4 protein-coding genes and 1 pseudogene are annotated in these 4734 nt (G+C 66.4%); 1 reads left to right on the top strand and 4 read right to left on the bottom strand.

The window, feature by feature from the left end; translation table 11 throughout:
• The 3 genes from fusA to rpsL form a co-directional block, all read right to left on the bottom strand.
• The coding region (fusA, locus tag B2U11_RS14125; protein WP_292072656.1) for an elongation factor G at positions 1 to 1571 on the bottom strand (1571 nt) is incomplete at its 3' end.
• 136 nt (positions 1572 to 1707) lie between these two features.
• Positions 1708 to 2181, bottom strand: a complete 474-nt coding sequence (rpsG, locus tag B2U11_RS14120) for a 30S ribosomal protein S7 (RefSeq protein ID WP_201216437.1) — start codon at positions 2179 to 2181, stop codon at positions 1708 to 1710.
• A gap of 39 nt (positions 2182 to 2220) precedes the next feature.
• Positions 2221 to 2595: a 30S ribosomal protein S12 gene (gene rpsL / locus B2U11_RS14115; protein ID WP_021697983.1), complete on the bottom strand. Its 375-nt coding sequence runs from the start codon at positions 2593 to 2595 to the stop codon at positions 2221 to 2223.
• Between the two features lie 347 nt (positions 2596 to 2942).
• Between rpsL and B2U11_RS14110 the strand changes: the two genes are divergently transcribed.
• On the top strand, positions 2943 to 3782 hold the full coding sequence (locus B2U11_RS14110) for a hypothetical protein (RefSeq protein ID WP_292072650.1): 840 nt from the start codon (positions 2943 to 2945) through the stop codon (positions 3780 to 3782).
• Between the two features lie 59 nt (positions 3783 to 3841).
• Here B2U11_RS14110 and B2U11_RS14105 read toward each other — a convergent pair.
• A pseudogene (locus B2U11_RS14105) lies at positions 3842 to 4734 on the bottom strand (DNA-directed RNA polymerase subunit beta'); the annotation flags it as partial.

The raw sequence follows: 4734 nt of genomic DNA, 5'->3' as shown, positions 1-4734 counted from the left end.
ATGAAGTCCGAACCCGGCTCGCCCGGTTCGAAGACCAGCTTGACGCGGGCGAACTGGCCCGTACCGCCGGTCTGCTTCTTGTGGGTGTAGTCGATCTCGGCCTTGCGGCTGATGGATTCGCGATAGGCCACCTGCGGCGCGCCGATGGTCGCTTCGACCTTGTAGGTGCGCTTCAGGATGTCGATCTTGATGTCCAGGTGCAGCTCGCCCATGCCCTTCAGGATCGTCTGGCCCGACTCGTGGTCGGTCGAGACGGTGAAGGACGGGTCTTCCGAAGCCAGCTTGGCCAAGGCGACGCCCAGCTTTTCCTGGTCGGCCTTGGTCTTGGGTTCCACCGCGATCTCGATGACCGGGGCCGGGAACTCCATACGCTCCAGGATGACCGGCGACTTGATCGGGTCGCACAGGGTGTCGCCGGTGCGGGTGTCCTTCAGGCCGGCCAGGGCGACGATGTCGCCGGCGTAGGCTTCCTTGATGTCCTCGCGGTTGTTGGAGTGCATCAGCAGCATGCGGCCGACGCGTTCCTTCTTGTCGCGGGTCGAGTTCAGCAGCGACTGGCCGGTTTCCATCTTGCCGGAATACAGGCGGCAGAAGGTCAGCGAGCCGACGAAGGGGTCGTCCATGATCTTGAACGCCAGGACCGACAGCGGCTCGTCGTCCGACGCCTTGCGGACAACCGGCTCTTCGGTCTTGAAGTCGATGCCCGGGGTCGGCGGGATGTCGATCGGCGACGGCAGGTAGTCGACGACGGCGTCCAGCAGCGTCTGCACGCCCTTGTTCTTGAAGGCCGAGCCGCACAGGATCGGATAGAAGGCGCCCGTCAGCACCGCCTTGCGGATGCACTTCTTGATGGTTTCTTCCGAAGGCTCGTTGCCTTCCAGGTAGGCTTCCATCGCCTCGTCGTCGAGCTCGACGGCGTTGTCGATCAGGTACTGACGCGCTTCATCGGCCTTGGCCTTGAGGTCGGCGGGGATTTCCTCGTCGCGGAAGGACGCGCCCAGGCCGTCGTTGTCCCAGATCACCGCCTTCATGCGGACCAGGTCGACCAGGCCCGACAGGTTGGATTCGGCGCCGATCGGGAATTGGATCGGCACGGCCTTGGCGCCCAGACGGTCGCGGATCGACTCGACCGACTTGTCGAAGTCGGCGCCGATCTTGTCCATCTTGTTGACGAAGACGATGCGCGGAACCTTGTACTTGTCGGCCTGACGCCAGACGGTCTCGGTCTGCGGCTCGACGCCGGCGTTGCCGTCCAGCACCGTCACGGCGCCGTCGAGCACGCGCAGCGAACGCTCGACTTCAATGGTGAAGTCCACGTGGCCGGGGGTGTCGATGATGTTGAGGCGCTTCTCTTTCCAGAAGGCGGTCGTCGCGGCGGACGTGATGGTGATGCCGCGTTCCTGCTCCTGGTCCATCCAGTCCATGGTGGCGGCGCCGTCGTGGACTTCGCCGATCTTGTGGGACTTGCCGGTGTAATACAGGATCCGCTCGGTCGTCGTCGTCTTGCCCGCGTCGATGTGGGCCATGATGCCGAAGTTGCGGTAGTCTTCGATTTTATGCGTGCGGGGCATGAGAGCGTCCCTTGGGGGCTTTGGCGGACGCCAGGGCGCCCTCGGAAATGTCGGATAAGGCGGCGCGGGCGATTTAGCTCAAACCGCCCGCGCCGGATAGTCTCAGATAGTCATCGTCGATGACGCTTTGAAGGCGTTACCAGCGATAGTGGCTGAAGGCGCGGTTGGCTTCGGCCATCTTGTGGGTGTCTTCGCGCTTCTTGACCGCGGTGCCGCGGTTGTTCGAGGCGTCCAGCAGCTCGGCGGCCAGCTTTTCGGTCATGGTGTTTTCGCCGCGGTTGCGCGCGGCGTTGACCAGCCAGCGGATGGCCAGGGCGCGACGACGGTCCGGACGGACCTCGACCGGCACCTGATAGGTGGCGCCGCCGACGCGACGCGACCGGACTTCGACCGACGGGGCGACGTTGTCGAGCGCCGAGTGGAAGGTCTCGACCGCGGTCTGGTCCTTCTTCTTGTCGGCCAGGATGTCGAAGGCGCCGTAGACGATGTTTTCGGCGACGGCCTTCTTACCTTCATACATCACGTAGTTCATGAACTTGGTGACGATCAGGTCGCCGAACTTGGGATCCGGCAGGACTTCACGCTTCTGGGCGCGGTGACGACGGGACATGGATGTATCCTCTTAGAATCTGATGACGCGCAGGGCGGCTTACTTCGGACGCTTGGCGCCGTAGTGCGAACGGCGCTGCTTGCGGTCCTTGACGCCTTGCGTGTCCAGCACGCCGCGCAGGATGTGGTAGCGAACGCCCGGCAAGTCCTTCACGCGGCCGCCGCGGATCAGCACGACCGAGTGTTCTTGCAGGTTGTGGCCTTCGCCGGGGATGTAGCACACGGCTTCGTAGCCGTTCTTGGCCAGACGCACCTTGGCGACCTTACGCAGAGCCGAGTTCGGCTTCTTCGGGGTCGTCGTGTAGACGCGGGTGCAGACGCCGCGGCGCTGGGGCGAGCCTTCCAGGGCCGGCACCTTGTTGCGGACGGGCTTGGGCTTGCGCGGCTTGCGGATCAGCTGGTTGATCGTAGGCATTGAGACAGGTCTCGACTTCTGTGGGGGGCGTGTGTCTTTCGACCGAGGCGCCCCGCGCCTTCTTTTGTGAACGAGGGACCATTCCCCCGCCCGGGTTGTCATCGAGACCGAGACGCCGTCCTCAAACAGAAAAACCGGAACGCGCGCTTCGGGCGTTCCGGCGGCGCACAGGCCGTCCGTTCGATTGTCGTCATCTCAGCGGACGGCGAACCGGCCACGCCTCGAAAGTGGGCGGCTTCTACGCGTGATGGACGTTCGGGTCAAGCGCGTCTCCCTCCCTGCCCCGTTTCGCGTGGCCGGCGCACAGCCGCGACGCGAACAAGTCGCCGCGCCGCCCGAAAGCGGCCATGCTTGCCGCCCAGCTTGACGCCGAACCGGGAGGGGCAGGATTGACGGGCGACGGGCGCATCGACACCAGGCGCAAGGCGGCGTTGGTCGTGGCTTCGGTCGCGTTGAACGCCGGCCTCATCACCGCGCTGTCGCTGAACGCCCTGGGGCCGCGCAGGGTCGCCCAGGCTGAACCCCCGCTGATCCTGCTGGAGATCCAGCCCCGTCCCCTGCTGCGCGACGAGCGCCCTCGCCCGGTCATGGCCGCATCTGAGTCCGACGCGCCCATCCGGAGCCGGGCGCGCGACGACGCCGCCCCCCAGGCGCGTCGGCCCGATCCGGCCTATGAGGGCCGCTCCGCCCCTGTCCAGCCACGTCTGGCCGTCCAACCTCCCGCCGGCGCCCCTGCCCCGGACACGGTCTGGCGGGTCGATCCGACCGACCGCCGCGGCGCCATGTCGCGAAGTTTGCGGCTGGGTGCGACCGGCTGCGCCTCCCCCGAACTGCTGAATGCGGAGGAACGGCGCCATTGCCGCGACCGGTTCGGAGACCGGGCGGCGTCCGCCCCGCCCATCCACGGCTCCGGCAATCCCGAGCGCGACGCCGCCTTCGCCCGTGAGGGCGCGCGCCGGCTGCAGCAGTGGGAGGCCCAACGTCGACCGCTTTCGGGCGGCGTCGGCGTGGTCGGACCGGCCGACTGCATCGGCTCCAACTTCGGCACGGGCTGCGCCGGCGCGCATCTGGACCCGTCGTTGACGCCCGACTCCTCGCGCAATGTTCGCACCCGCCGCGACGGCCCGCCGGCGTCTGGCGCGCCGCTGGTTCCTGGCGCCTCCGGCCCCGGACGCGAGCCCCAATAGAAAAGGGCGACGCCGTCGCCGGCGCCGCCCTCCTCAGGTCTTCGCTTCGAAAGCGGGGATCAGCCTTCGCTGCTCTCCAGCTCCAGTTGCAGGTCGGCCGGCAGCGGCTCGACCGCGTCTTCGCGGGCCTGGGTCAGTTCCGCGTCGCGATCGTTGGCGATCTTCTGCAGGCTGCGCAGGTAGGCGCCCGTACCGGCCGGGATCAGGCGGCCGACGATGACATTTTCCTTCAGGCCTTCCAGCGTGTCCTTCTTGCCGTTGACCGAGGCGTCGGTGAGGACGCGGGTGGTCTCCTGGAAGGACGCCGCCGAGATGAAGCTGCGGGTCTGCAGCGACGCCTTGGTGATGCCCAGCAGGACCGGCTGGGTGATCGCCGGACGACCGCCGCGCTTTTCGACCTTGGCGTTCTCAAGCGCCGCCTCGGCCACTTCGACCGTGTCGCCCTTGATCAGCGTGGTCTCGCCGGAGTCGATGACCTCGACCTTCTGCAGCATCTGGCGAACGATCACCTCGATGTGCTTGTCGTTGATCGGCACGCCCTGCAGTCGATAGACCTCCTGCACTTCGTTCACCAGATACTCGGCCAGCGCCTCGACGCCCTGGATGCGCAGCAGATCGTGCGGATCGGGGTTGCCGTCGATGATGTAGTCGCCCTTCTGGATCAGATCGCCGTCGTGGACGGAGATGTGCTTGCCCTTGGGGATCAGGAACTCGACCGGTTCGCCCTGGATGCCGTCTGCGTTGACTTCCGGGGTGATCTTGATCCGGCGCTTGTTCTTATAGTCGCGACCGAATTCGACGCGGCCGTCCATCTCGGCGATGACCGCGCAGTCTTTGGGACGACGGGCTTCGAACAGCTCGGCCACCCGCGGCAGACCGCCGGTGATGTCGCGCGTCTTGGCGCCTTCGGTCGGAATACGGGCCACGATCTCGCCCGGCTTCACCTCGTCGC

Origin of the sequence: Brevundimonas sp. UBA7534 (assembly GCF_002479325.1) — a bacterium.
Taxonomy (GTDB): Bacteria; Pseudomonadota; Alphaproteobacteria; order Caulobacterales; family Caulobacteraceae; genus Brevundimonas.
Note: the sequence above shows the minus strand (reverse complement) of the source record. Positions and strands in the feature narration are given on the sequence as shown.

Bases quoted from the DNA above. Each gene is read 5' to 3' on its own strand.
- rpsG (WP_201216437.1), bottom strand. From the start codon at position 2,181: ATGTCCCGTCGTCACCGCGCCCAGAAGCGTGAAGTCCTGCCGGATCCC.
- rpsL (WP_021697983.1), bottom strand. From the start codon at position 2,595: ATGCCTACGATCAACCAGCTGATCCGCAAGCCGCGCAAGCCCAAGCCC.
- B2U11_RS14110 (WP_292072650.1), top strand. From the start codon at position 2,943: ATGCTTGCCGCCCAGCTTGACGCCGAACCGGGAGGGGCAGGATTGACG.